This window comes from Mycobacterium gastri (assembly GCF_002102175.1).
GTDB classification, from domain to species: domain Bacteria; phylum Actinomycetota; class Actinomycetes; order Mycobacteriales; family Mycobacteriaceae; genus Mycobacterium; species Mycobacterium gastri.
Window position 1 is genome coordinate 25,305 of the sequence record NZ_LQOX01000048.1, and the last position, 25,571, is coordinate 50,875.

Annotated in this window: 24 protein-coding genes and 1 tRNA gene; 11 read left to right on the plus strand and 14 right to left on the minus strand. The window is 66.6% G+C overall.

What is annotated here, in order from left to right:
• Positions 1 to 6: 6 nt before the first annotated feature.
• The 3 genes from AWC07_RS03385 to AWC07_RS03395 all read right to left on the minus strand — a co-directional run bounded on the left by AWC07_RS03385 (position 7) and on the right by AWC07_RS03395 (position 3,172).
• Positions 7 to 1,278 (minus strand): hypothetical protein, encoded by a 1,272-nt coding sequence (locus AWC07_RS03385; protein ID WP_036413204.1) that lies wholly within the window; start codon positions 1,276 to 1,278, stop codon positions 7 to 9.
• Positions 1,279 to 1,404: 126 nt separating this feature from the next.
• Positions 1,405 to 2,688, minus strand: coding sequence for an aminodeoxychorismate synthase component I (locus AWC07_RS03390; protein ID WP_208622348.1), 1,284 nt, complete (start codon positions 2,686 to 2,688; stop codon positions 1,405 to 1,407).
• A 49-nt stretch (positions 2,689 to 2,737) separates the two neighbouring features.
• Entirely contained in the window at positions 2,738 to 3,172 is a 435-nt protein-coding gene (locus AWC07_RS03395) for a sigma factor-like helix-turn-helix DNA-binding protein (protein ID WP_051507988.1), read from the minus strand.
• A 296-nt stretch (positions 3,173 to 3,468) separates the two neighbouring features.
• On the opposite strand from AWC07_RS03395, the gene AWC07_RS03400 reads away from it, so the two are divergent.
• From AWC07_RS03400 to AWC07_RS03415, 4 genes are all read left to right on the plus strand, one after another.
• Complete coding sequence (locus AWC07_RS03400; RefSeq protein WP_085104952.1) at positions 3,469 to 5,334, plus strand: putative bifunctional diguanylate cyclase/phosphodiesterase; 1,866 nt, start codon at positions 3,469 to 3,471, stop codon at positions 5,332 to 5,334.
• Between the two features lie 13 nt (positions 5,335 to 5,347).
• Entirely contained in the window at positions 5,348 to 7,054 is a 1,707-nt protein-coding gene (locus tag AWC07_RS03405) for a hypothetical protein (protein WP_036413132.1), read from the plus strand.
• A gap of 326 nt (positions 7,055 to 7,380) precedes the next feature.
• Entirely contained in the window at positions 7,381 to 8,076 is a 696-nt protein-coding gene (locus AWC07_RS03410; protein ID WP_036413130.1) for a TetR/AcrR family transcriptional regulator, read from the plus strand.
• A 114-nt stretch (positions 8,077 to 8,190) separates the two neighbouring features.
• Positions 8,191 to 8,856: a TetR/AcrR family transcriptional regulator gene (locus tag AWC07_RS03415; protein WP_036413128.1), complete on the plus strand. Its 666-nt coding sequence runs from the start codon at positions 8,191 to 8,193 to the stop codon at positions 8,854 to 8,856.
• A gap of 57 nt (positions 8,857 to 8,913) precedes the next feature.
• Here the strand turns inward: AWC07_RS03415 and AWC07_RS03420 are convergent, their stop codons facing one another.
• Both AWC07_RS03420 and metG read right to left on the minus strand, forming a co-directional pair.
• The gene (locus AWC07_RS03420; RefSeq protein ID WP_051507982.1) at positions 8,914 to 9,279 is read right to left on the minus strand and encodes a PAS sensor domain-containing protein; all 366 of its coding nucleotides are present in this window, start codon (positions 9,277 to 9,279) and stop codon (positions 8,914 to 8,916) included.
• Between the two features lie 380 nt (positions 9,280 to 9,659).
• Positions 9,660 to 11,225, minus strand: coding sequence for a methionine--tRNA ligase (metG, locus tag AWC07_RS03425; protein ID WP_036413139.1), 1,566 nt, complete (start codon positions 11,223 to 11,225; stop codon positions 9,660 to 9,662).
• Between the two features lie 41 nt (positions 11,226 to 11,266).
• Between metG and AWC07_RS03430 the strand changes: the two genes are divergently transcribed.
• From AWC07_RS03430 to AWC07_RS03455, 6 genes are all read left to right on the plus strand, one after another.
• Positions 11,267 to 12,136 (plus strand): TatD family hydrolase, encoded by an 870-nt coding sequence (locus AWC07_RS03430; RefSeq protein WP_036413124.1) that lies wholly within the window; start codon positions 11,267 to 11,269, stop codon positions 12,134 to 12,136.
• A gap of 172 nt (positions 12,137 to 12,308) precedes the next feature.
• Positions 12,309 to 13,436 carry a resuscitation-promoting factor gene (locus AWC07_RS03435; RefSeq protein ID WP_036413122.1) on the plus strand — a complete coding sequence of 376 codons (1,128 nt, stop codon included), beginning with the start codon at positions 12,309 to 12,311 and terminating at the stop codon, positions 13,434 to 13,436.
• Complete coding sequence (rsmA, locus tag AWC07_RS03440; RefSeq protein WP_036413121.1) at positions 13,409 to 14,353, plus strand: 16S rRNA (adenine(1518)-N(6)/adenine(1519)-N(6))-dimethyltransferase RsmA; 945 nt, start codon at positions 13,409 to 13,411, stop codon at positions 14,351 to 14,353. Before AWC07_RS03435 ends, rsmA begins: the two co-directional genes overlap by 28 nt.
• Positions 14,354 to 14,412: 59 nt before the next feature.
• Positions 14,413 to 15,375 (plus strand): 4-(cytidine 5'-diphospho)-2-C-methyl-D-erythritol kinase, encoded by a 963-nt coding sequence (locus AWC07_RS03445; RefSeq protein ID WP_051507980.1) that lies wholly within the window; start codon positions 14,413 to 14,415, stop codon positions 15,373 to 15,375.
• Positions 15,376 to 15,713: 338 nt separating this feature from the next.
• Entirely contained in the window at positions 15,714 to 17,348 is a 1,635-nt protein-coding gene (locus AWC07_RS03450) for a fatty acyl-AMP ligase (protein ID WP_036413119.1), read from the plus strand.
• Positions 17,349 to 17,593: 245 nt separating this feature from the next.
• Positions 17,594 to 18,568 carry a DUF302 domain-containing protein gene (locus AWC07_RS03455; protein WP_036413136.1) on the plus strand — a complete coding sequence of 325 codons (975 nt, stop codon included), beginning with the start codon at positions 17,594 to 17,596 and terminating at the stop codon, positions 18,566 to 18,568.
• Between the two features lie 30 nt (positions 18,569 to 18,598).
• Here AWC07_RS03455 and pth read toward each other — a convergent pair whose 3' ends face one another.
• The 7 genes from pth to AWC07_RS03490 all read right to left on the minus strand — a co-directional run bounded on the left by pth (position 18,599) and on the right by AWC07_RS03490 (position 23,783).
• Positions 18,599 to 19,180: an aminoacyl-tRNA hydrolase gene (gene pth, locus AWC07_RS03460; RefSeq protein WP_036413117.1), complete on the minus strand. Its 582-nt coding sequence runs from the start codon at positions 19,178 to 19,180 to the stop codon at positions 18,599 to 18,601.
• 12 nt (positions 19,181 to 19,192) lie between these two features.
• On the minus strand, positions 19,193 to 19,858 hold the full coding sequence (locus tag AWC07_RS03465) for a 50S ribosomal protein L25/general stress protein Ctc (RefSeq protein ID WP_036413115.1): 666 nt from the start codon (positions 19,856 to 19,858) through the stop codon (positions 19,193 to 19,195).
• 182 nt (positions 19,859 to 20,040) lie between these two features.
• The gene (locus tag AWC07_RS03470; protein WP_051507983.1) at positions 20,041 to 20,655 is read right to left on the minus strand and encodes an LpqN/LpqT family lipoprotein; all 615 of its coding nucleotides are present in this window, start codon (positions 20,653 to 20,655) and stop codon (positions 20,041 to 20,043) included.
• 44 nt (positions 20,656 to 20,699) lie between these two features.
• Positions 20,700 to 21,056, minus strand: coding sequence for an arsenate reductase (glutaredoxin) (gene arsC, locus AWC07_RS03475; protein WP_036413113.1), 357 nt, complete (start codon positions 21,054 to 21,056; stop codon positions 20,700 to 20,702).
• On the minus strand, positions 21,057 to 22,037 hold the full coding sequence (locus AWC07_RS03480) for a ribose-phosphate diphosphokinase (RefSeq protein WP_036413111.1): 981 nt from the start codon (positions 22,035 to 22,037) through the stop codon (positions 21,057 to 21,059).
• 93 nt (positions 22,038 to 22,130) lie between these two features.
• A complete protein-coding gene (gene glmU, locus AWC07_RS03485) occupies positions 22,131 to 23,615 on the minus strand; it encodes a bifunctional UDP-N-acetylglucosamine diphosphorylase/glucosamine-1-phosphate N-acetyltransferase GlmU (protein WP_085104953.1) in 1,485 nt (494 codons plus the stop codon).
• 96 nt (positions 23,616 to 23,711) lie between these two features.
• A tRNA-Gln gene (locus tag AWC07_RS03490) sits at positions 23,712 to 23,783 on the minus strand.
• 448 nt (positions 23,784 to 24,231) lie between these two features.
• Between AWC07_RS03490 and AWC07_RS03495 the strand changes: the two genes are divergently transcribed.
• Complete coding sequence (locus AWC07_RS03495; RefSeq protein WP_036415212.1) at positions 24,232 to 24,825, plus strand: TetR/AcrR family transcriptional regulator; 594 nt, start codon at positions 24,232 to 24,234, stop codon at positions 24,823 to 24,825.
• Between the two features lie 129 nt (positions 24,826 to 24,954).
• Here the strand turns inward: AWC07_RS03495 and AWC07_RS03500 are convergent, their stop codons facing one another.
• Together AWC07_RS03500 and AWC07_RS03505 are read right to left on the minus strand one after the other, a co-directional pair.
• The gene (locus AWC07_RS03500) at positions 24,955 to 25,212 is read right to left on the minus strand and encodes a hypothetical protein (RefSeq protein ID WP_036415210.1); all 258 of its coding nucleotides are present in this window, start codon (positions 25,210 to 25,212) and stop codon (positions 24,955 to 24,957) included.
• 119 nt (positions 25,213 to 25,331) lie between these two features.
• Positions 25,332 to 25,547 (minus strand): hypothetical protein, encoded by a 216-nt coding sequence (locus AWC07_RS03505; RefSeq protein WP_036415207.1) that lies wholly within the window; start codon positions 25,545 to 25,547, stop codon positions 25,332 to 25,334.
• Positions 25,548 to 25,571 lie beyond the last annotated feature (24 nt).

The window sequence follows — 25,571 nt, forward strand, 5'->3', positions numbered from 1 at the left end:
TCCAGGTCAGGGTGTGCAGGAACCCCCGATGGGACCGATTGTCGGTGTGCACAACTGCGGGTGCGGGGGAATGGGGGGTCCCTGGATGGTCGGCAGCTGTGGCGGCGGAGGCAGCGCCGGAGCCGGCAGCGCCGGCAGACCACCCGGCAACGCCGGCAGACCGCCCGGCAGCGCCGGCAAACCGCCCGGCAGGCCGCCGGCGGTCAGTGCGGGCAGTGCCGCGGCCAGCATCGCCGGATCAACTGCCGGAAGGCCGCCCGGCAGCCCTGCCGCCAGCGCCGGCAGTGCCGCGGCCAGCATCGCCGGATCCACACCCGGCAGTGCCGGCAGACCGGCCTGCAGCCCCGGCAGAGCGGTCGCGAGCTGCGGCAAACCACCGGCTGCCAGTGCGACCACGTCCGTGGGCGACACTGCGGGCAGACCGGGCAGTCCGGCGGCCGCCAGCCCCAGCAGATTCGTCGGCGATACTCCCGGCAGACTCGGCAAGCTCACGTTCGGCAGGCCGCCTACCCCCGCCAGCGCGATCAGGCCTGCCGGCGACACCCCCGGCAGGGCCGGCAGACCCGGCAGACTCAATGTCGGCAAGCCGACCGAGGGTAGCCCCGAGGGGAACAGCATGGAGCCGATGGTGTTGGCGGTTGAGTTGAGTTGCGGCAGGATGCCCGAGGACTGCAAGGAGTTGTAGGCAAGCACCACATACGTGACCGCCAGCGCGGTGGACGTCGTGACGCCCGCGATGGTGCCGCCGATCCCCAGGATGCCGTTCACGACCGAGGTGGCCGTACCGACCGCGGCAGGTCCGTTGGCCAGGTTCGGTACGCCGGGCAGACCGACGCCGGGAATTCCGAGGTAAGGCGTGCCGATGTAAGGCGTGCCGATGTCAGGCAGGCCGGGGCCCGGCGGAAGGGCCGCGTTCGGCAAGGGCGGAGCGGCGGGCAGGGCGGCCGGACCCAAGTCGGTGACACCAGGCAGTCCCGGGCCCAGCGGCGAGGCCACCCCGGGCACCGCGCGGGCGGCCTCCGGCGCGGCTCGGGGCGCCAAGACGGGGGTCAGCGCGTCGGTCGGTAACTGCGCCGGCGCCGGCGCCGCCTGCGCGGGTTTGCCCGGCTGTGCACTGGTCCCGGGCATCAGAACGGAGGCCAGGCGGTCGCATTGCTGGCCGGCGGCACACGTCCCTTGGTTCGGACTGCCCATCGGCCCGCTCATCGTCAGCGGCGTAACCGCCAGCGTCCCCCCCACCATGGCCGCGGCCGCAACGCCGACGACACCGACTCTCATGACGGACCTCCCATTCGACCACGCGATACACGCGCGGGTCGTCGGTTAGGAGCTTAGGCGTACCAGGGGTGCCATGTGGGCGTTATGCGAAATTCCGCCGAGCTACACCTCGCCGCAGTTTGCTGACTAGCCGACCCGAGTGGCCGTCGGAGGGGCTGCCATCCCGACAATCGGTGCGGCCTTGTGCAGGCATTCCTGCCACTCGGCGTCGGGGTCGGAGTCCGCGGTGATCCCGCCGCCAACGCCCAGGACGGCGTTGCCCGCGGTGTCGAATTCCACGGTGCGGATCGCGACGTTGAGTTCGGAACCGGCTACTGGTGATGCGAAACCAACTGTGCCGCAATATATTCCGCGACGGTGCTGCTCCCATTGCGAAATCAGTTGGCGGGCCCGCAGTTTGGGTGTTCCAGTAACCGACGCCGGCGGGAAGGCGGCGTCCAGCAGCGCCGACATCGGCAACTCGGCCGGAACTTGGGCCGCCACGGTGGAAACCAGGTGCCATACGCCCGGCGCGCGGCGCACCACCAGTAGCTCGGGCACGGTGACCGTGCCGGTAATGGCCACTCGGCCAAGGTCGTTGCGGACCAGGTCCACGATCATGATGTTCTCGGCCACTTCCTTGGGTGACGCCCGCAGCGCCGACGGCCAGGCCTCCAGCGGCAGCGTGCCCTTGATCGGGCTGGAGGCCACGACGGTGCCGTGGCGTCGCAGGAAAAGCTCCGGGGATAGCGATGCCACCGCGCCCCACGGGCCGCCGACATAGGCTGCTCGGGAGGGGGAGGTGCGAGCAGCGTCGACGAAGTCGATAAAGAAGTCCAGCGCCGACCCGCTGACGGTCCCGATGAACTGCGTGCACACGCAGGTCTGGTAGACCTCGCCGGCGGTGATCGCCGCCAGGCAGGCCAGCACCCCGCTGCGGTGAGCTTCCCGGTCGGCCGCTGCCCAGTCGATCCGGCAGGCCCCCGGCACCGGCCGGCCGGCCGGCGCCGGGGTCGTCGCCAGGGCACTGACCAGCCAGTCCGGCATGGGTGCGCCCGACAGGCTCTCGTACCACCAGCGGCCGTCGCGGTCGCGGCGCAGCACGCAATCGGTCCAGCCGCCGGCGGCTTCGGGGATTCGGCTTCCCCGCCCGTCCGCGCCGGGATCGGGGTAAGACAAATAGCCGACCCAGCCGCCGCCCACCGCGCCCGAGACGGGCGCTATCTGTTCCCCGGCGGCTTCGCGGACCGGAAACGCGTCGCCGCGGTCCACCGGCTGGACCGACACACTCGGTGCGATCACCGCCAGCGCGCCGAACCATTCGCCGGTCAACGCGGCCGGCGGCGCCAAACCCAGTCGGACGGTGGCACGAGCGACAGCGCGCAGCACCTGGGGTGCCCCGCCAAGGTCGCCGAGCCGATCGATTCGCACCGCCCTAGCTTGACAGAGTGGCGGATATTCGCACGCCAGGAGTTGGCGATCAGCCGCGGCTGATCTCGCCCGGGCTGGCCAATGCCGTCAGCTTCTCGGGATTGCGCATCACGTAGAAGTTGGTGATCTTGTCGCCGCTGGCGGCCGTGTCCAGGAACTGTGCGGTGATCTGGGCGTGGCGTTGCGGGTCGATCGGCCGCGCGCCGTATCGCTTGCGCCGCGCCCGCACGTGTTCGCGGGAGCGGTGGGCGATCTGGGGCACTGCCGGCGCGGACTTGCCGAACGCGTCGGCGATCTCGGCGTAGTCGAATCCGAACACTTCGCGCAACACGAACACCGCCCGAGTGACCAGCTGAGCCAGGTACGACTTGGTGTCGCGCACCGTCTCCAGGTCGACGGCGGCAAACCGCACATAGCCGTCCTGCAGCACATCCGCGGATTCGGTTGCCGAGCCGAGGATTTCGTAGGCGATGGTGAACAGCATTGGCCCTCGACATGTCAGCGACAAAGCAAGACATGTCGAGGCGCCGGAATCGAGGTCGGCGCTTACACATTGGAGCGATGCGTGTGCTGAATTCCGGGCGGGTGAAATGGGGCGCCATGTTAGGCTGTCGCAACGAAAATGGACCTGAATTCCCAGGTGAACCCGGTAGACAACCAGGCAGACCAGGGCCCCTTCAATGCGCAGCGGCGAGCATTCGACAGGAGCGACCCCTAATACCGTCCGTCAACCGAATAGTCGCCCACATTTGGACACGTGCACACATCGGAGGGGATCCCTTGCCGCGCAGCTTGGACCTCGTCGTCACCTCCGTAGCCACCCAGCTGATGGAGGCGACCGCATCCACCGCGACGCAGGTGAGCCAGCGGGTGCTCGCTCAACTGGTCGGGCAGTTCGATGTGGACGCCAGCTTCCTGCGGCACCACGACCACGAGATTCGCGCCTCGGTCCTGGTGGCGGAGTGGCCGCCGCGGCGTGACGTTGCGGACCCGGACCCGCAGGCCGTCGTCCACTTCACCAGCGCCGACCCGGTGCTCACCCAGTGCGAGCACGGCAGGAAGCCGGTTGTCATCCAGCCGCACAGCAGCAACCGGTTCTTCCGGCGCTGGGGGGGCGGCTCTACCCAGGCGGCGTCGCCATCGGTGGCTGCGGCCCCGCTGGTCTCGGGCGAGACGACCACCGGCGTGCTCGGCTTCGTGAAGTTCGGCGCCAGGAAGTGGAGGCATGAAGAGATCAACACGCTCGAGGCCGTCGCGGCGTTGTTCGCACAGCTGCAGGCGCGGATCGCCGCCGAAGAGAAGTTGCGCTACCTGGCTGAGCACGACGATCTGACCGGTCTGCATAACCGCCGTGCGCTGCTGGCGCATCTGTCCGAACGGCTCGCGGCGGGTAAACCCGGGCCCGTCGCCGTGCTGTACCTGGACCTCGACCGACTGAAGTCGATCAACGACTATCTGGGCCACAACGCCGGCGACTGGTTCATCCGGGTCTTTGCTCAGCGTCTTCGCGGGTGCGTCGGCGGCCAAAGCATGATCGCCCGACTGGGCGGCGACGAGTTCGTCGTGATCCCCGACCAGGCGATGTCCAAAGGCGCCGCCGAATCGTTCGCCCGCCGGCTTTCGGCAATGCTGCGGGAGCGGCTGGCAATTGGTGGCCATCAGATCACCCGGACGGTGAGCATCGGTCTGGCCATGGGCACGCCGGCCCGCGATGACGGCAGCGATCTGCTGCGCCAGGCCGACGAAGCGGTGCTGACCGCCAAACGCGCCGGCGGCAACCAGGTGGCGCTGTCCACCGACGACATGTCGCTCAAGAGCGCGTTCCGTAACGACATCGAGTTGCATCTGCAGGGCGATATCGATAGCGATGCGTTGCTGCTGCACTATCTGCCCGAGGTCGACCTGTGGACCGGCGCGGTCGTGGCGGCCGAGGCGCTGGTTCGCTGGCGCCACCCCATTTGGGGGTTGCTGCTGCCGGACTCGTTCATCGGGGTGGCCGAGTCCGCCAACCTCGCCGGCAAACTCGGCCGATGTGTGATGCGCAGCGCGTGCGCCGAATTCAGCCGGTGGCGCAAGAACGGCGTCGGGCAGAGCGCGGTGTTGCGCATCAATGTGTCGCCCGTCCAGCTGATTACCCGCGGCTTTGTCCGCAGTGTCGCCGACACCATCGAGGAGTTCGGCATCGACGGCGGATCGGTGTGCCTGGAAATCACCGAACGCGCTGTCGTTCACGACATCGAGGCGACTCGGAAGACGTTGTCAGAGCTCAAGGAAGTCGGTGTCCAGGTTGCCATCGACGACTTCGGCACCGGTTACGCTGTGTTGTCGCATCTGAAGTCACTTCCCGTCGACATGCTCAAGATCGACACCGGCTTCGTCCGCGACCTGGGTACCAACGCCGGCGACCTGGCGATCGTCCGGGCCATCATCGGCCTCGCCGAGGCGTTCGGACTGCAAGTGGTCGCCGAGGGAGTCGAAACACCGGCTGCCGCGCTGACTTTGATGCAGCACGGTTGCCACCGCGCGCAGGGATTCCTGTTGTCGCGCCCCGTCCCCGGCAACGCCATGGAGGCGTTACTGTCCGCTCGCTGGATGCCGATGCCGTTCCTCGCCGACCGCGAGGCACTGACGCTCGGCGCGATCTAGCTCAAATGTGAAAATGGATCGAGCAATTAGAAAATCATCGATCGCTGCCGCGTGCGCCGTCCTGCTGCCTGCTGGGGTGCTCACCGGATGCAGCAGCCACCAACCCGACAACAGCCCGCTGACCGCGATGGTCAGTCCGGCTATACCGTCGACGGTCCAGGAGATACCCAACCCGCTGCGTGGCCAATACGAAGACCTCTTGGAACCGCTTTTCCCGCAACGTGATCCGGCCCAGCAGCGGTACCCGGCGTGGCCCGCGTCCTACGATGCCAGCCTGCGGGTCTCGTGGCGTCAGCTGCAGCCCGCCGACCCGGCCACGCTGCCGCCGGACGCTCCCGACGAGCGCAGATACGACTTCAGCGTGATCGACGACACGCTGAACCGGCTCGCCGAGCGGCGCATGCGGCTGACGCTTCGGGTGTACGCCTACAACTCCTGCTGCAACGCGACGTATCCCAACAACACCAACATCGCGATTCCCGACTGGGAGCGCGCCCGACCGGGCACCAATACGACCTATCCCGGGCCGACGAGCGGTGCCGCGGTGGGGGTGCTGCAGGTGGTGCCGAACTTCAACGATCCGACCTATCTCAACGACTTCACACAGCTGCTGGCGGCACTGGGTCGCCGCTACGACGGCGACGAACGACTTAGCGTTTTCGAATTCTCCGGGTACGGGGATTTCAGTGAAAACCACATCGCCTATCTGCGCGACTCGCTGGGCGCCGCCGGTCCGGCACCCGGCGACAGCGTTGCGGCATTGGGGTATTACAGCCAGTTCCGGGATCAGAACATCACCAAGGCGTCCATTCAGCGCCTGGTCGAGGCGAATGTCAGCGCCTTTCCCCGCACCCAACTGGTGACCAGCGCCGCCAACCCCGAGATCGTCCGGGAACTGCTCGCCGACGACGTCACCAACAAGCTCGCCGCGCCGGTGGGCATCCGCTCGGACTGCCTGGGCGTCTATGCGCCCATGCCGGCATGGGCCGACGGAAGCGCTGCCCACTACGTGCAGACCAACGATCCGGTTGTCGCCGCGCTGCGCAAGCGGCTGTCGACGGCCCCGGTGATCACCGAATGGTGCCAGCTGCCCAGCGGAACAACGCGGCAGGCCTACTACGAGAAGGGACTGCGCGACGTCATGAGATATCACGTCTCGATGACCGCAAGTGTCAACTTTCCGGACGGGAATGCGACCTCGCCGATGGACCCCAAGCTGTATGTGCTGTGGGCGCAGGCCAATGCGACCGCGGGCTACCGGTACTCGGTGGAGGCCAAACCCGGGTCGCAGGGGCTCAGCAACGACGGCAAAGTCGCGACGATCTCGGTTGTCTGGACCAATTACGGCTCCGCGGCCGCGACCGAGAAATGGGCCCCGGGTTACCGATTGGTGGATTTCACCGGGAAGACGGTTCGGACGTTGCCCGCAAGCGTGGATCTGAAGTCGCTGGTCCCGGAGGCGCCCGGGGACCGCAGCGCCCAGCAGCCCGTGCCGGCGTCGGCCTCCGAGACGGTTCGCGTCGCGCTGGCCGGCTTACCGGCGGGGCATTACACGTTGCGAGCGTCGATAGATTGGCAACAGCACAAGCCGAACGGTTCGCATGTGGTCAATTACCCTCCGATGCAGTTGGCCCGCGACGACCGCGACGATTCCGGCTTTTATCCCGTTGCGACGCTCGACATCCCGCGCGACGTGCAGACCGCAACGAACGGTGCGTGAGGCGGGTTGGCCAGGCCGAAGTCCGTCTTGGACCGCTCGCATGGAAATATCCAATAAACGTACCGGGAGTATTTCGTTTAGCGGATAGAGCTGCCCTGCGTGAAACGTCGCCGCGAGAAACCGGACTGATACCCTCGAAATTGGAATGCAACCTGGGGCATAGCCGGTAAGCCGTCACCAGATGACCATCTGGCTTCCCCGCTCGAGGAGGGCATCGCGAAGGTGAAGGCGATCGTCCCGGCCGGTGGTTCCGGTTTCGGAACCGCTCGACAGAGCCTGGAAACAGCCGCCACCAAGGCGCAGCGTCAGCATCGGCGGCGGCGCGCATGAATTCTTCGGCTCAGGTTACGACCGACTCGACGACTGGGCGAGCGGACACCACGCGCCAGCAGATTCTGCAGGCCGCCGCGCATCAGTTCGCCCGGCGCGCGTACCACGATGTCGGGCTCGACGACATTCTCGCGGCGGCGCAGCTCACCAAGGGTGCGATATATTTCCACTTCCGGTCCAAGCACGCGCTGGCCGTGGCCATCATCGAGCGACACACCGCCGCGGGTCGGGTTGCCGTCGAGGAACTGCTGGCCAGGCAGCTTTCCGGCCTAGAGACGTTGGTCGACTTCGTTTACCTGATCGCCGTCCGCGATATCAGTCAGGACATGGCCAGGGCGGCCTTACACCTGCTCGACTCGGTCGGCCGTACCGCAGGCCTGCAGGCGAAGTTGCTGGACGGGTGGATCGAAGCTCTGGCGGCTGTGGTACGGCGCGCGATCGTCGAAGGCGACGTGGCCGAAGGGTGCGAACCGCAAGACGTTGGCCGTCTAATCGTGTCGATGTACCTGGGTTTGCGGCAGGCCAGCGACCTGGACGTACCGGAGCGGTTTCTCGGTGATCTCGAGAAGAGCTGGTTGCTGGTGCTGAGCGGAATAGTGCAGCCGGACAGACTCGACTACTTCACGCAGTTCGTGACGCGGCGGACCGCGCTGGCCATCCGCTCGGCAACGGCCCAGGTGGCGTCGAGTTGACAAAGATCAAAGCCATGGCGGCGGCTGTGAGGCTAGCCGGCTGACCAGGAAAGTAAGCGATGCGGAGGTGCGGAGCCTCATCGGAGCCACCGCACTGGCGGAGGTACGGGAGCGATGGCACGCCAGGCCCGATCCGAGGTAACCCGGCGAAAGATCCTCGATGCCGCCGTCGACGTTTTCGGCGAGGTCGGGTACGCGGCCGCCGGCTGGGGCGCCATCATCGAGCGCACGGGCATGACCAAAGGTGCCCTCTACCACCACTTTGATTCCAAAGAAGTGTTGGCGTCAGCGATCATCGAGGAAGGCTCCGACGCGCTTCTCGCTGCGTTTCGCAACGTATGCGGGTCGGCGTCGCCCGCCCTGGAGAACATGATTCACGGCACCTTCGCCGTCGCACATCTGCTCAGTGCCGACAAGATGGCACGTGAGGCCGGGCAACTAACCGCTGTTCTTGGCGGATTCAACGCCGCAGCCGCGCAGTTTCTCCGCACCTGGGTGGGGGAGATGGCCGACCAGGCCCGGCGGGCAATTGCCGAAGGTGATCTGCGGGACGACATCGATCCCGAACTGGTCGGCGAGTCGATCGTAGGCGCGACGTTCGGGATGCGGTTGCTTTCCATCGCGTTATCCCGACCCGGCGCCAATGGGTACCGAGTCGAGGGCCCCGGGCAGCGATTGGGTCAGCTGTGGGAACTCCTGCTTCCCGGCATGACCGTTGAAACGTCGCTGCCCTATTTCCGGGAATTCCTGGCTCGCGAGGCGATGCGTAGCCGTCATTGATCGCGGCCGCGCGCGGTGATGTCCGCCGCCAGCCGTTATGGCAGCACCAGCGGGAAGTCAGCGCTCCTCTTCCCACAGTCGTTCAGTCAGGTCCTGGAACACCGCGAGGGCAAAATTGTCGTCCGCACGTCGTAGGGCCGACCTGCTCATCAGTGCTCGCACCACCGATCCGTCCTTGTGGGCCAACTCGACGGCCATGTTGGCCAGCGCATGGACGAACGAGAGCGTCGAAGATTCCGAATCCGGGCACTGATGGAAGATCTCGTGGAACCGCAGCGACAGCACCTCGTCCCGTTCACGGCCCACCATCTGGGCGAATGCGGTGTTGGTGAACAATATGCTGCCGTCATCTCCGGTGGCGAGCACGGGAACCGGAATCCGCTCCAGAACGACCAGCGCCGGCAACTGCTTCAAGGCGATCATCGGCGATTGGCTAGCTTGCCGGTTCCGTCGACGCTCCACAGCCCCTGATTATTGCCCATGACTGCGAGTTGGCCGGGCGGTTTCCGGTAAGTCAGAGTTCGCTGAGGGTTCGCGACACGGGCCGCTGCTCGTTGTCCCGATGCGCTGGGCGATAGCCGGTCGTTGACGACGGCGCCGAGTCGGCCGCAGCAGCGAGCGGCAACGAATGTGCTTGTAGCACAAAGCAACTATGACCCGTGCCGAGTTGTCCCCGTTCCGGATGACGGGCCCGGGACCGGGGTGTCCGGCGTTCGACCCTTTGCCGCCTGGACTTTGCTGCCGGGCCGGATGCTGCGCTGGATTGTTCGTCTCGTTCCCGTCACTCGCTGCGCTCGTTCCGCTCACTCGACTTCGGTGCCTGATGCTCGTGGCTGGTAGCGCGGGAATACCCCCACGGGCGGCGGCAGCTGGGTGCCCGGCGCGAGCCGGGTACCGACGGCGCCGAACGCCCGCTGGTCTTCGGGTTGGCCCAGTAGGTCCAGCATCTTGGCGGCCGATTCCGGCATGACCGGCTGCACGAGTAACGCCGCGATGCGTACCACCTCGCACGTGGTGTAGAGCGTGGTGCGAAACCTCGCCTGATCGGCCTCGGATTCGCTTTTGCGCAGCACCCACGGCTGCTGCGCCGAAAAGTACTTGTTCGCGTCGCCAAGCATCAGCCAGATCGCTTCCAACGCCAGATGCATTGCCTGACAGTCGAAATGGGCGCGCACCCGATCCAACAACCCGTCGGCCGTGGCCAGCAACTCGGTGTCGGCGTCGCAGAACTCCTCGGGTTGGGGCACAATCCCGCCCAGGTTCTTGGCAACCATGGACAACGAGCGCTGGGCCAGGTTGCCGAGCTCATTGGCCAGATCTGCGTTGATCCGGGTGATGATTGCTCCTTCGCTGTAGCTGCCGTCCTGGCCGAACGGCACCTCGCGCAACAGGAAGTAGCGCACTTGGTCCACGCCAAACGTCTCGACCAGTTCCACCGGGTCGATCACGTTGCCCACCGACTTGCTCATCTTCTCGCCGCGGTTGAGCAGAAAACCGTGCGCGAAAACCTTTCGGGGCAGCTCGATTCCGGCTGACATCAGAAACGCCGGCCAGTACACCGCGTGAAACCGGATGATGTCCTTGCCGATCATGTGCAGGTCCGCGGGCCAGTAACGGCGAAACAACTCCGAGTTGGTATCGGGATAGCCGGCCCCGGTCAAATAGTTGGTCAGCGCATCGACCCAGACGTACATGACGTGGTCGGGATGGTGGGGCACCGGGACGCCCCAGTCGAACGACGTGCGGGATATCGACAGATCACGCAGCCCGCCGGAGACGAAGCTGACCACCTCGTTGCGCCGTACCTCGGGCGCAATGAAGTCCGGGTTGGCCGCATAGTGGGCCAGCAGCTTGTCGGCATATTCCGAGAGCCGAAAGAAATAGGTCCGCTCCTCGGTCCAGGTCACCGGTGTGCCGGTTTCGGTGGCCACCCGAGTGCCGTCGTCAAGCAATGCGGTCTCCGATTCGACGAAGAACCGTTCGTCGCGGACCGAGTACCACCCGGAATAGGTGTCCAGGTAAATGTCGCCGGCCGCCTCCATCCGCCGCCAGATGGCCTTGGAGGCCTCGTAGTGGTCGGGATCGGTGGTGCGGATGAACCGGTCGAAAGAGATGTTCAGCCGTTGCTGCAGCCGCTGGAACACGTCGGAGTTGCGCCTCGCCAGATCGGCGGTGGGCAGCCCTTCGGCCGCCGCGGCTTGCGCCACCTTGAGACCGTGCTCGTCGGTCCCGGTCAAGAAACGCACGTCGAAGCCGTCCAGCCGCTTGAACCGGGCGATCGCGTCGGTGGCGATGTACTCATAGGCGTGCCCCAAGTGCGGCGCGGCATTGGGGTAGGTGATCGCAGTGGTGACGTAGTAGGGCTGCAATGGCTTCATCGGAACTCCACCCTATTGGGTCGCCCTATTGTGTGCGCGTGAGCTCCAACCGCCCCACGAAACGAGAAGCGCCGCCCGCCCCGGAGCCGTTGGCCCCGCTGGTCGACGCGCACACCCACCTCGATGCGTGCGGCGCCCGCGACGCTCGAGGCGTCGCTGACATCGTCGACCGGGCCGCGGCCGTCGGGGTACGCGCGGTGGTCACCATTGCCGACGACCTGGAATCGGCGCGCTGGGTGACCAGGGCGGCCGAGTGGGATCCGCGGGTCTACGCCGCGGTGGCACTGCACCCCACCCGCACCGACGCGCTCACCGACGCCGCGCGCGCCGAAATCGAGGAACTCGTGGCCCATCCGCGTGTCGTCGCGGTCGGCGAGACGGGGATGGATATGTATTGGCCGGGCCGCCTCGACGGGTGCGCGCAGCCCGGCGTGCAACGCGAGGCCTTCGCGTGGCATATCGACCTGGCCAAGCGCGCCGGGAAACCGTTGATGATCCACAATCGGCAGGCCGACCGTGAGGTGCTCGACGTGCTGCGGGCCGAGGGCGCACCGGACACCGTGATCTTTCACTGCTTCTCGTCGGGCAGCGCGATGGCCCGCGAGTGTGTGGCCGCCGGATGGTTGCTGAGTCTTTCCGGAACTGTGACCTTCCGCAACGCGCGAGACCTCCGGGAAGCTGTTGCGCTGATACCGCCGGAGCAGGTTCTGGTAGAAACTGACGCGCCGTTTCTCACCCCGCACCCCTACCGGGGCACAGCGAACGAGCCGTATTGCCTGCCCTACACCGTTCGGGCGCTGGCTGAGCTGGTCGATCGTCGTCCCGAGGAAGTCGCCCAGATCACCACGAGCAATGCCGAGCGGGCATATGAACTGAGTCACACCACCGGTGGGCCGCCCTAACACCCGGCGCGCCGGAGTTGCTCAGCTTTGATCGGTTCGTTACCGTCTTGTGATCGTACGGGTGGGCCTCTGGGGCCCATTTTGGCGTTTTCAGCTGAATTCGGCTGAAATGTCTGGAACTTGCTGCTGGGTCGTTGCTGAGGTTGTTGGTTAGGTCGGGGATAGTCGCACATTGAATCTGCTTACGAAACTTCATCAAACCGAATCACCGATGTTGCGCCTCGTGGTTGGCGCCTTACTGCTGGGACTGGCGTTCGCCGGCGGGTTCGCCGTTTCGGCGGCCAAGACCGTGACGCTGACCGTCGATGGAACCGCGATGCGGGTCACCACGATGAAGTCGCGGGTGATCGACGTCGTGCAGGAGAATGGCTTTTCCGTCGACTCACGCGACGACCTGTACCCCGCGGCGGACGTGGTGGTCCACGATTCGGAGAACATCGTGTTGCGGCGCAGTCGCCCGCTGGAGATCTCGCTGGACGGCCACGACGTCAAGAAGGTCTGGACGACGGCGTCCACGGTGGACGAAGCGCTGGCCCAGCTGGCCATGACGGATACCGCGCCTGCGGCCGCCTCCCGCGGCAGCCGGGTCCCGCTGGCGGGGATGGCGCTGCCGGTCGTCAGCGCCAAGACGGTGGAGATCAACGACGGCGGGGTGGTGCGTACCGTGCACCTGGCGGCGCCCAACGTGGCGGGCCTGCTGGACACCGCCGGCGTACCGCTGCAGGGCAGCGACCAGGTGGTGCCGGCCGCGACGACGCCGATTACCGACGGCATGCAGATCCAGGTGACCCGGTACCGCATCGAGCGGGTCACCGAACGGTTGCCGCTGCTGCCGAATGCGCGTCGCATCGAAGACCCGGAAATGAACGTGAGCCGTAAGGTCGTCGAAGACGCGGGGACTCCCGGTGAGCAGGATGTGACGTTCGCGGTGGCCGAGGTCAACGGCGTGGTCACCGGTAAGCTGCCGATCGCCAACGTCGTGGTGACGCCGGCGCGCGACGCGGTGGTGCGGGTGGGCACCAAGCCGGGCACCGACGTTCCTCCGGTGAGCGACGGAGACATCTGGGATGCCATCGCCGGCTGTGAGGCCGGCGGCAACTGGGCGATCAACACCGGCAATGGATACTACGGTGGTGTGCAATTCGACCAGGGCACCTGGGAGGCCAACGGCGGGCTGCGGTATGCGCCCCGCGCCGACCTGGCAACCCGCGAAGAACAGATCGCGGTCGCCGAGGTGACCCGTCAACGCCAAGGCTGGGGCGCCTGGCCGGTATGCAGCGGACCTGCGGGGGCACGCTGACTATTCGGTTGCTCGGACGCACCGAGATCAGGCGGCTGGCCAAAGAGCTCGAGTTCCGGCCACGAAAATCGCTCGGACAGAATTTCGTGCACGACGCCAACACGGTGCGCCGGGTGGTTGCGGCCTCCGGGATCACCCGGGCTGACCAGGTGCTGGAAGTAGGGCCGGGTCTGGGCTCGCTGACGCTGGCGCTGCTCGACCGCGGCGCGACCGTGACGGCCGTCGAGGTCGACCCGGTACTGGCCGCCCGGCTGCCGCAGACCGTGGCCGAACATTCCCACAGTGAGGTCCAGCGACTTACGGTGCTCAACCGCGACATCTTGAGCCTGCACCCGCAGGATTTGGCCGTCGAGCCGACCGCGGTGGTCGCCAACCTGCCGTACAACGTCGCGGTTCCGGCGTTGTTGCATCTGCTGGCCGAGTTCCCGTCCATCCGCGTGCTGACGGTCATGGTGCAGGCCGAGGTCGCCGAACGGCTTGCCGCCGAGCCGGGTGGCAAGGAGTACGGCGTGCCCAGCGTCAAGGTGCGCTTCTACGGACGGGTCCGGCGTTGCGGCATGGTGTCGCCGACCGTCTTCTGGCCCATCCCGCGCGTCTACTCCGGACTGGTCCGCATTGATCGGTACGAGACGTCACCGTGGCCGGCCGACGGCGCGTTCCGGCAGCAGGTGTTCGAACTGGTGGACATCGCCTTCGCGCAGCGCCGCAAGACGTCCCGCAACGCGTTTGCCCAGTGGGCAGGCTCGGGCAACGAGTCGGCGAATAGGTTGCTCGCGGCCAGCATCGACCCAGCCCGACGCGGTGAGACGCTGTCCATCGCCGATTTCGTACGTTTGCTGCGGCGCTCTGGGCCGGGGTCCGACGCGGTGGCACAGACCAGCGGCACCGCCGGCGAACAGCAGGTCCCGGCCGGTTGACCATGAGCCGCCGGGCACCGTTGCGTGTGGTTCGCCGGTTACAGCGATAGTCTGCTGCGGTGGTCAGGGCGTCGGACGGCAACACCGCTGAGTTGTGGGTTCCCACCGGGTCGGTCACCGTTCGGGTGCCCGGCAAGGTGAACCTGTACCTTGCGGTCGGTGACCGCCGCGGCGACGGCTACCACGAGCTGACGACGGTGTTTCATGCCGTCTCGCTGGTCGACGAGGTGACGGTGCGCAATGCCGATGTGCTGTCGCTGGAGCTCGTCGGCGAAGGGGCGCACGAACTACCCGTCGACGAACGCAATCTCGCCTGGCAGGCGGCGGAGCTGATGGCCGAACATGTGGGCCGGGCGCCGGATGTGTCGATTCTCATCGAGAAATCCATTCCGGTGGCCGGGGGGATGGCGGGCGGCAGCGCCGACGCGGCTGCCGTGCTGGTCGCGATGAATGCCCTGTGGGAACTCAGCCTGCCTCGCCGCGACCTGCGCCTGCTCGCCGAGCGGCTGGGCAGCGATGTGCCGTTTGCGCTGCACGGGGGCACCGCGTTAGGTACCGGCCGCGGTGAGGAGCTGGCCACGGTGTTGTCCCGCAACACCTTCCACTGGGTGCTGACGTTCGCGCACAGCGGGCTGTCCACGCCGGCGGTATTCACCGAACTTGATCGGCTCCGGGAGGTGGGCGACCCGCCGCGGCTCGGCGAACCCGGACCGGTGCTGGCGGCGCTGGCAGCGGGTGATCCGCAGCGGCTGGCGCCGCTGCTGGGTAACGAAATGCAGGCGGCCGCGGTAAGCCTGGACCCGGCGCTGCGTCGCGCGCTGCGGGCGGGAGTGGAGGCCGGTGCGCTGGCCGGCATCGTGTCGGGTTCGGGTCCGACGTGTGCGTTCCTGTGTGCCTCGGCGGAGTCCGCGATCGACGTCGGCGCGCAGCTGTCGGGGGCGGGTGTGTGCCGCACCGTGCGAGTGGCCACCGGACCGGTACCGGGCGCCCGGGTGGTCCCGGCCCCGGTAACCCCCGAATAACCGGGTGTGACTCGGCTGTGAAATCCGCCTCAAACGACCTAAGGGTTTGGCAGTTACTTAAGAGTTGCTTAAGATAATCGGCGGTGACGGCTAGCGGTAAGCAAGGGAATGCGATTTCGTCGTCCGCCGGGCAACGCGCCGGGCGGTCCGCGAACCACCCTCGGCCCGGATATCGGGCCAGGCTCTTGCGCATCGTGCGATCCGGCGTTGGATTGTCAGCCCATCACCGAACCGAGACCTAACCGCTTCCCAATTGTGTGCGCGCGCCTGTCGCAAAGTGCCGTCCAGCAGGCGGAACATGAAACCCGGACCTTGGGGCCGGAACCGAGGAGGATGCTTTGAGCAGGTTTACCGAGAAGATGTTCCGCAATGCCCGCGAGACCACCAAGGGCATGGTGACCGGTGAACCACACACCCCGGTTCGGCACACCTGGGGCGAAGTCCATGAGCGGGCGCGGCAGATAGCCGGCGGTTTGGCGGCCGTCGGCGTCGGCCACGGCGACGCGGTCGGTGTGCTGGCCGGCGCACCGGTCGAAATCGCTCCGACCGCTCAGGGGCTGTGGATGCGCGGCGCCAGCCTGACCATGCTGCACCAGCCCACCCCACGCACCGACCTCGCGTTGTGGGCCGAGGACACCACCACCGTGGTCGACATGATCGAGGCCAAGGCGGTCATCATCTCCGAGCCCTTCCAGGCCGCCGCTCCGGTGCTGCAGGAGCGCGGCATCAAGGTACTCACGGTCGAGCAACTGCTGGCGTCCGACCCGGTCGACCCGATCGAGACCGGCGAGGACGATCTGGCGTTGATGCAGTTGACGTCCGGGTCCACAGGGTCGCCGAAAGCGGTTCAGATCACCCACCGCAACCTGTTCGCCAATCTCGAGGCGATGTACATCAGCGCCGAGTACAACGCAGACACCGACGTGATGGTCAGCTGGTTGCCGTTGTTCCACGACATGGGGATGATCGGCTTCTTGACCGTGCCCATGTACTTCGGCGGTGAGCTGGTCAAAGTCACCCCGATGGACTTCATGCGCGACACCCTGCTGTGGGCCAAGCTGATCGACAAGTACCGGGGCACGATGACGGCCGCCCCGAACTTCGCTTATTCGCTGTTCGCCAAGCGGCTGCGCAAGCAGGCCAAGTCCGGCCAGTTCGACCTGTCCACGTTGCGGTTTGCGCTGTCCGGCGCCGAGCCGGTCGAGCCGGCCGACGTCGAGGACCTGTGCGAAGCGGGCGCGCCGTTCGGGCTCAAACCGCAGGCGATCCTGCCGGCTTACGGGATGGCCGAGATCACGCTCGCGGTGGCGTTCTCCGAGTGCGCCGCCGGTCTGGTGGTCGACGAGGTGGACGCCGACCTGTTGGCCGCGCTGCGCCGCGCGGTGCCGGCCGCCAAGGGCAACACCCGCCGGTTGGCCTCGCTGGGCCCGCTGCTGCAAGGGATCGAGGCGCGCATCGTCGACGAGGACGGCAACATCCTGCCGCCGCGGGGCGTCGGGGTGATCGAGCTGCGGGGCGAGTCGGTGACACCGGGCTATATCACGATGGGCGGATTCATCCCGGCGCAGGACGCGCAGGGGTGGTATGACACCGGTGACCTCGGCTACCGGATGGAGAACGGGCACGTCGTCGTCTGCGGACGCGTGAAGGACGTCATTATCATGGCCGGCCGCAACATCTACCCGACCGACATCGAGCGGGCCGCCGGCCGGGTCGAGGGGGTGCGTCCGGGTTGTGCGGTGGCGGTGCGGCTCGACGCCGGGCATTCGCGTGAGACTTTCGCGGTGGCGGTGGAGTCCAACGCTTTCGAGGACCCCGCCGAGGTACGCCGCATCGAACACCAGGTGGCCCACGAGGTGGTCGCCGAGGTGGACGTGCGTCCGCGCAATGTCGTGGTTCTGGGTCCGGGCACCATTCCCAAGACGCCGTCGGGCAAGCTGCGACGGGCCAATTCCGTCACCCTGGTCACCTAGCGTTCGGTCGCGAGCAGTCGCAAAATCGCCCTTTTTCCAAGGAAATTGGGCGATTTTGTGACTGCTCGCGGATGCGGTGGGTGCCCGCTACGCCGGATTGGCGGTACAAACCACCTGCCTGGACAGCCAACCAATGGTGGAATGGTCTGGCCGATCGATAATGGGCGGCCCGAATGATGTGTGACCGCTGCGGAGTGCTGCTTGCCGAACAGCTGGCCCCATCGAAACCGAAGGGAGCAATACCCATGTTGTTCGCCTCACGAGCGGCGGTGTTGAGAGTTGTCGCTGGCCTTTCCGTGGTCGTTCTGATCGTGGCTGCCTGCAGCAGCACCAAAAATAGTGCTCCGCAATCAACGAATGCGCCGGTAACGACCAGTGGGGCAAGCCAGCCGCGGACCGTTTCGACGACCTTCATCAGCTACACCTCGAACCAAAAGTTCGAAGCTACCGTCGACGCACTGCAGAAGGCCGCCGCCGACAACGGGATGATGATCGTCGGAGACCTCAACCAGGACGCGGTGCTGGCGGCTACTGGGCTGCAATTGCCGGGGGCGCATAGTTTCTTTGTCGGCAATCCGCGGATCGGTAAGACGTTTTTCGACGCCACTCAGGCGATCGGCGCGGTGATCCCGGTACGTGTGCATGTCTGGGTGGACGGCAATGGTCCGGCGCACATCAGCTACTTCGACCCGGCCCCGGAGTTCACCGCCGTCGACCCGGCTCTGGGTGACGCCGGGCAGCAGATTTCTCAATCGATCCGCACCATCGCCGAAGCCGCGGTGGGCGCCGGCGGCGCACCTCAGGCAACCCCTCAGGTAACGAAGGTCGACACCACATTCATCACCATCGACACGTCAAGCTCGTTCGAGGGAACGATTGGCGCGTTACACACCGCAGCCGACCAGAATGGGATGACCGTCCTCGGCGATGTGAACCAGGCCAGCAGGCTCGAGGCGATCGGACTGCAGTTGCAGCGGTCGCACAGTTTCTTTGTCGGCAATCCGCAGATCGGCAAGACGCTCTTCGGCGCCACACAAGCGATCGGCGCGGTGGTTCCGGTGCGCATGCAGGTCTGGGCGGAGAGTCGCGGTCCGGCGCACATCAGCTACTTCGACCCGGCGCCGCTGTTCAGCGTCATCGACCCGGCTCGCGCCGACATCGGGCAGCAGGTGTCGCAGGCAATCCGCAAAGTTGCCGAGGCCGCGGCGGCGACGCACTAGCTTGGCTACCGCCGACGCCGCCCGCGGCGATCAGCCCTGCCAGGCATGGACTCGATTTTGCGCGGGCTCCAGTCCCATGTCGATGAGCAACTCGGTGGCGTCTGCGGCCTGCTCGCAGATGGTGGGGACTTCGGCCCGTTCGGCGGCGGTGAAGTTCTCCAAGACGAACGCCGCTGGGTCCTTGCGTCCGGGCGGACGGCCGATGCCGATACGCACCCGCTGAAACTCCTTGGTGCCCAATGCTGCCGCTACCGAGCGAAGCCCGTTGTGGCCGCCCTCACCGCCGCCGATCTTGAGCCGGATGCGACCGAAGTCCAGGTCGAGGTCGTCGTGAATTACCACGATGTCGGCGGGCGCCACCGAGTAGAACGTGGCCAGCGGGCCCACCTGGCGGCCCGACTCGTTCATGTAGCAGCGCGGTTTGGCCAGCACCACCGAGTGTCCCGCCAGCCGGCCGGTGACGACTTCGGCCCCGGAACGCTTGTGTCCCTTGAATTTCGAGCCCAACCGCGCGGCCAACAGGTCAGCAACCAGGAACCCGAGGTTGTGTCGGGTGCGCGCGTAGGTGTCTCCGGGGTTGCCCAGGCCGACGACCAGGAACGGCTCGGCCACGTCGCGAGCTGCCTACTCGGACTCTGCTGCGGCCGATTCGGCTTCTGAGGCCTCCTTCCGGGCCTCTTCTTCGGCAGCTGCGGCTTCGGCAACCTCGCCCGCGCCCTCTTCGGCGAGATCTTCGGCTGTTGGCGCGTTCACCACGTTGACCACCAGCAGCTCCGGGTCGGAGATCAAGCTGACGCCCGGCGGCAGCGCGATCTTCCCGGCGGTGAACTGGGTGCCGGGCTCCGCGTCCTCGACCGACACGGTCAGGTGCTCCGGAATCGACAGCGCCTCCGCCTCGATCTCGATGGCGTTGGTTTCCTGGGTCACCAGGGTGCCCGATACCGCCTCGCCCTCCACCACGACGGTGACCTCGACGACGACCTTCTCGCCACGCCTGACCACCAGCAGGTCGGCGTGCTGAATGGTGCGGCGGATCGGGTGGATGTCCAGCGCTTTGGTCAGCGCCAACTGCTCCTTCCCGGCGACGTCCAGGGTCAGCACCGCGTTGGTGCCCGAGTGCCGCAGCACCGCGGCGAAGTCGTGTCCGGGTAGCTCCAAGTGCTGGGGCTCGGCGCCGTGGCCGTACAGCACGGCAGGAATCCTGCCGTTGCGGCGAGCTCGCCGGGACGCGCCCTTGCCGGTCTCGGTCCGCACGGTGACCTTGAGTTGGTTGACTGCAGCCTTGGCCATTGTGTCGCTCCTGTGTGCTCTGAACCCAAGTCATAGGGCACGGCAAGGATCGCGACGAATGTGTCGGGTCTCCGTCGATAACGGTGCTGGTCTTTCCGCACCCTCGCCGTGACGCCCGGCCAGGTTAGCGCATCGGCACCGCAGAGGGGAAATTCGAATGCCAGCGCGTCATCAGCGCGTCGTCACCGCGACTTCGCGGCTACCACGAAACCGCGGATGATCGCCTCGATATCAGGCGCATTCGCGGCCGCCTCGCCGGCCAGGCTGGTGATCGTGAGCTGGACCAGATACCGCTGATTGTCCGGCGGTGGCCCGGTGGGAACGACGACCCGGTTCCAGCTGTGCAGCCGGGCGCCGTCGAGGTCATAGCTGCCTTGCATCATCGACGACGGAAATCCGTTGAAGTCTGCCGTCGAGGCGTCCAGCTGCTTGAAATTGTCGAACAGTTGGGCATCCTCGTTGCCGCGCCTGGCCACGTCGGCGGGATTGAAGTCGCCGCGCAGCTTGAACACCACCAGCCTGGCGGTCGGATACCTGCCGCTTTTGGAGATGATCACCGTCTCCGGGCTGATCTTCGGACCGGTATACGGTGACCACCCCGGTGGTGTCGGAATGGACACCGTCAGACCGTTCAGTTTGCTCGGCGCCACCTGCTCTCCGCTGACACCGATGCTTTCCAGGTATTTCGACAGCGGAACGGGCCGCGCCGTCGTAGTCGGGGTGCTGGTGGTCGCACCCGTCGTCAAGATGGATTGGAAGTCCGGGGGCTTGGCCGGGGAGCAGGCGACCGACGACATCGCCACCGCGATTGCGACGACGGCCGCGTTGCGCCGGCGAGCGATCACAGAATCTCGCGAACGGCGTCGACCGGCCGAGCCAGCCGGGTGCCCTTCGAGGTGACCACAAAAGGCCGTTCGATCAGGATCGGGTGCTCGGCCATGGCGTCGAGCAGTTCGTCATCGGTGGCGTCGGCGAGATTCAGTTCGGTGAAGAGCGGTTCGCGTTTGCGTACCGCGGTCCGTACCTCGATGCCGGCGTCTCGGATCAGCTGTACCAGCTGGTCCCGGGACGGCGGGGTTTTCAGGTACTCGACGATGACGGGCTCACGGCCGTTGTCGCGCAACAACTCCAGCGTATTGCGCGAGGTGCTGCACCGGGGGTTGTGGTAAATGACGGTTTCGCCTGCGGCCGCGGCCATCTACGCGTCTCCGTCGAAAAGCCCTGTGACTGAGCCGTTTTCAAAAACCGCGCGAATGGTGCTGGCCAACAGCGGTGCGATCGACAGGACCGTCAGCTGGGGGAAACGCTTCTGCTCGGTGATGGGAAGCGTGTTGGTGACGATCACCTCGCGGGCACCGCACCCCGCCAGCCGCTCGGCGGCGGGATCGGACAGCACACCATGGGTGGCCGCGATGATCACGTCGCCGGCACCGTCGTCGCGCAATAGCTGCACCGCGCCGGCGATGGTGCCGCCGGTGTCGATCATGTCGTCGATGAGCACACAGGTGCGGCCGGAGACTTCACCGACCACCCGGTTGGACACCACCTGGTTGGAGACGCGCGGGTCGCGGGTCTTGTGAATGAAGGCCAGCGGAACGCCGCCCAATGCGTCGGCCCACTTCTCGGCGATGCGCACCCGGCCCGAGTCGGGGGAGACCACCACCATGTTGCCGTCGGGGTAGTTGTCCCTGATGTAGCCGGTCAGCAGGTTCTGGCCGCGCATGTGGTCGACCGGTCCGTCGAAGAAGCCCTGGATTTGGTCGGTGTGCAGGTCGACGGTCACGATGCGGTCGGCGCCGGCAGTCTTGAGCAGGTCGGCCACCAGCCGCGCCGAGATCGGCTCGCGACCGCGGTGTTTCTTGTCCTGACGGGCGTAGGGGTAGAACGGCATGACTGCTGTGATCCGCTTGGCGCTGCCCCGCTTGAGCGCGTCGATCATGATCAGCTGTTCCATCAGCCAGGTGTTGACCGGTGCCGGGCAGGATTGCAGGACGAAGGCGTCGCAGCCGCGCACCGATTCGTTGAAGCGCACGAAGATCTCGCCGTTGGCGAACTCCCGCGCGTCCTGCGCGGTGACATGGACGTCGAGTTCCTTGGCGACCTGCTCGGCCAGCTCCGGATGGGCGCGGCCGCTGAAGAGCATCAGGTTTTTGCGATTATCGGTCCAGTCGTGGCTCAACGCGCTGCCCTCGCCGTATCGGGATCGAGATGGATGACCCATCGTACGCAAGTACGGGGACCGGAGGTGTCGCCGGGTAGCCGGCACCCTGATTCACGCTGTCTGGTTGCCTTCGGAATTCTGCCCGGCCTTTTCGGCGGCTTCTGCCGCCTGAGCCGCCGCCGTTCCGGGCCGTTTGCGTTGCACCCAGTTCTCGATATTGCGTTGCGGACCCGCGGACACCGCCAGCGCCCCCGGGGGCACATCCTCGCGGACGACCGTGCCGGCCCCGGTGTAGGCGCCGTCACCGACCGTCACGGGTGCCACGAACATGGTGTCCGAGCCGGTGCGAACATGTGAGCCGATGGTGGTGCGCTGTTTGGCGGTGCCGTCGTAGTTGACGAACACGCTGGACGCGCCGATGTTGCTGTGCTCGCCGATGTCGGCGTCGCCGACATAGGTCAGGTGCGGAACTTTGGTGCCGGTGCCGATGGTGGAGTTCTTGACTTCCACGAACGCGCCCAATTTGCCGTCGGCTCCCAGCACGGTGCCGGGCCGCAGATAGGTGAAGGGGCCGACCGTGGCCCCGTCGCCGATCGACGACGATGTGCCGTGCGTTCGGATCACCGTGGCGCGCTCGCCCACGCTGACATCGGTCAAGGTGGTGTCCGGACCGATGACGCAGTGGCCGCCGATCTGGGTCCGGCCCAGCAGCTGGGTGCCGGGGTGGATGACGGTGTCACGCCCGATCGCGACGTCGACGTCGATCCAGGTGGTGGCCGGGTCGATGACGGTGACACCGGCCAGCTGGTGCGCGGCCACCATCCGGCGGTTGAGCTCGGCGCCCAGCTGCGCCAGTTGGACGCGATTGTTGACGCCGGCCACCAGCGCGCTGTCGTCGACGTGGCGGGCACTTACGGTGTGCCCGTCGCGGCGCAGGATGGCGATGACGTCGGTCAGGTACAGCTCCTGCTGAGCATTGTTGGAGCTCAGCCGGCCCAGGGCCGACCGCAAGGCAGCGATGTCGAAGGCGTACACGCCGGTGTTGACCTCGCGGATCTCGCGCTGTGAGGGCGTCGCGTCGGTTTGCTCGACGATCGCCATCACCTCGTTGTCCTGGGTCCGCAGGATACGGCCGTAGCCGTGCGGATCGCTCAGGGTCGTGGTCAGCACCGTGACCGCGGCCTGTCCTGCGGGGTGGGTCGCGCTGTGGGTAGTGATGAGATCGGCCAGGGTGTCCGCGTCCAGCAGCGGCGTATCGCCGGAGGCGACGACGACGATGCCGGCGTAATCGTCGGGCAACGCGGACAGGCCGCACCGCACCGCGTCCCCGGTCCCCAGTGGCCGGTCCTGCAACGCGACGTCGATGGTGCGTCCGAGGGTCTGGGCCAGCTCGGCGACCAGCGGGGAGATGCGCTGGTGGTCATGGCCCAGCACCACGACCAGATGCTGCGGCGCCAGCTTGGTCATCGCGTGCAGGGAGTGCGACAGCATGCTGCGCCCGCCCAGGGTGTGCAGCACCTTGGGGGTGTCCGACCGCATCCGGGTGCCCGGTCCGGCCGCGAGGACCAAGACCGCGGTGTCGCCACGAAACGTCATGGACCCTCCTTACGTTTCGGCACACGAACGCGCCAGGAATGGCTCGGCTAAGCGTTTCATTCCCGCACGCCCGCAGCAAAGATCTCGGGAGCCACGCTCCGTCGCCAGGACTCGAACCTGAACTCTCAGAACCAAAATCTGATGTGCTGCCGATTACACCACGACGGATTGCTGGTCGACGGCGAGCATCTAGCCCGCTCACCATCATGAGACTTTAGTCCGACGGCGATGCGGCCGCGTGCGGCCACGCCCCGTGCTCGCAGCCGCGGCTCCCGGCCTCGCTCGCACCCGACGCTCCTGGCGTTGCAGTTGGCCACTCCCGAATCGGGCCACCCGTCGGCCCTGCCGCCATTGAGGGCGTCGGCGCGGCCGCCGACCACACCACCCCCGATCGAGTGGGCTATGACGGTTTTGAGCGTGCGCGTACGGCGGAAACATCGCGCTCCGCCCGCCCTGACGGCACAGTCAAAGCCGTCGGCGCACGCTCGACCCGCCAACACCCGCGCACTCGGATACCCTGATTGGCGTGGCTGAGCCCGATAAGGAGCCCGATAAGGAGCCCGATAAGGAGCCCGATAAGGAGCCGGAACGGGAAACGCGGGCGCCGCGCGCCCGGATGACCGGTAGCGAACGCCGGCACCAACTCATCGGCATCGCGCGGTCGTTGTTCGCCGAGCGGGGCTACGACGGGACCTCGATCGAGGAGATCGCCCAGCGCGCCAACGTCTCCAAACCGGTCGTCTACGAGCATTTCGGCGGCAAGGAGGGCCTGTATGCGGTGGTCGTCGACCGGGAGATGCAGGCGCTGCTGGACGGCATCACGTCGTCGCTGACCAACAACCGGTCGCGGGTGCGGGTGGAGCGGGTCGCGTTGGCCCTGCTGACCTACGTCGAGGAACGTACCGACGGCTTTCGCATCATGATCCGCGACTCCCCGGCGTCGATCAGCTCGGGCACCTATTCCAGCCTGCTCAACGACGCCGTCAGCCAGGTCAGCTCCATCCTGGCCGGCGACTTCGCCCGTCGGGGCCTGGATCCGGAGCTGGCGCCGCTGTATGCCCAGGCGCTGGTGGGCTCGGTGTCGATGACGGCGCAATGGTGGCTCGACGCGCGCGAACCCAAGAAGGAAGTGGTCGCCGCGCACCTGGTCAACCTGGTGTGGAATGGCCTGACCCATCTCGAGGCCGATCCCCAGCTGCAAGAGGAGTAGACCAGTTACCCGCAATCGCGTGACGGCAGGTCGGCGATCGTTTCGCGGCGAACCGGTTCGCGGGCCCGACCGCCGTTGACCGCCTCGATCGGCGGGCGCCCGACCATGGTGTAGTTGGTTGCAGGTCGTTCAGCTACCCCCTTGGCTCCAGAGGGCATCGATGGGGACGGCGGCGAGGCGGTTGCCGAATGGCTGGGCTTGTGGGCCGGTGTGGAGGATGAGTCCGCTGACGAAGCGTGTGCCGACTTTGTCGCGGAGTTTGGTGATCCAGCGGGTGTCCCTGCCCCGGAGGGTTGCTGCCGATTTGATCTCGATCGCGGCAATGAGGCCGTCTGCGGTTTCCAGTATGAGGTCTACTTCGGCACTCTCCGCCGATTCGCGAGACATGTTTCGCCGATACACGGAGGTAAATTCGCCGATTCGCGACCTGTTTCTCGCCGATTCGCGATATCCGGCGGAGCCGGTGCTATAGCGCCAGGGCGTCAGGGCAGACCGGCTCGGTCGAACTAGCGCTGCAGCCGTGGCCTGCGGCCGTGCTGTTTGCCCAAGTCGGCGACGAACGTCAGGTCGAGCAGGGTCATGGCTCCACTTTGTGCCGCCGCCGGTGCGGGTACCGGTGTCCTGACGTTTTTGACGGCGGCGGGCTCGATATTGACGAATCGGCCGCGCCCTAGGAGGGCTCTGAACAACGGGGCGTGATGGGGCGGGAAGAACGCCGACAAGGCCGTTTCTTCGGCAGTAGGTCA